Origin of the sequence: Novosphingobium capsulatum NBRC 12533, assembly GCF_001598375.1 — a bacterium.
GTDB classification, from domain to species: domain Bacteria; phylum Pseudomonadota; class Alphaproteobacteria; order Sphingomonadales; family Sphingomonadaceae; genus Novosphingobium; species Novosphingobium capsulatum.
The window spans coordinates 1-673 of the sequence record NZ_BCYV01000064.1; the positions used below are offsets into that span (position 1 = coordinate 1).

Annotated in this window: 1 protein-coding gene; it reads left to right on the plus strand. The window is 63.2% G+C overall.

Annotated features, from left to right (window positions below):
* Window positions 1-673, plus strand: a 673-nt coding sequence (locus SCA01S_RS21575) for an IS3 family transposase (RefSeq protein WP_157089092.1), incomplete at both ends; no start/stop codon positions are given.

The following is a 673-nucleotide window of genomic DNA, read 5'->3' on the forward strand; positions in this document are numbered from 1 at the left end:
GTCGTTCATCGACGCCCATCGTGAGGATCTGGGTATCGAGCCGATCTGCCATGAGTTGGCGATCGCCCCGTCCTCCTACCATGAACATGCACGTCGCCTGGTCGATCCCGGCAGGCGCCCCGCGCGTGCCCGTCGTGATGACGAGATCAAGGCGCAGATCAAGCGCGTCCACGAGGCCAGTTCCGGGCTCTATGGAGCACGCAAAGTTTGGCACCAGTTGCTGCGCGATGGCGTGGCTGTCGCCCGGTGCACCGTGGAGCGCCTGATGGCGGCCATGGGGCTGGCGGGCGTTCGGCGTGGCAAGACGACGATCACCACGGTCAGCAATCCGAAAGCCCCGTGCCCATTGGATAAAGTCAATCGCGAGTTCCGCGTTGAACGTCCCAACGCATTGTGGGTGGTCGATTTTACATACGTCCACACCTGGGCCGGCTTCGTTTATGTAGCTTTCGTGATCGACGCCTATGCCCGCCGGATCGTGGGCTGGAAGGTCAGCACGTCGGCTACCGCCGGCTTCGTGCTGGACGCCTTGGAGCAGGCGATACACGCCCGCAGGCCAGGGCCGGAAGATGGCCTGATCCACCATAGCGACAGGGGCGTTCAATATCTCGCCATGAACTACACCCAGCGTCTGGCCGAAGCCAACCTCGTACCATCGGTCGGCAGCGTCGGC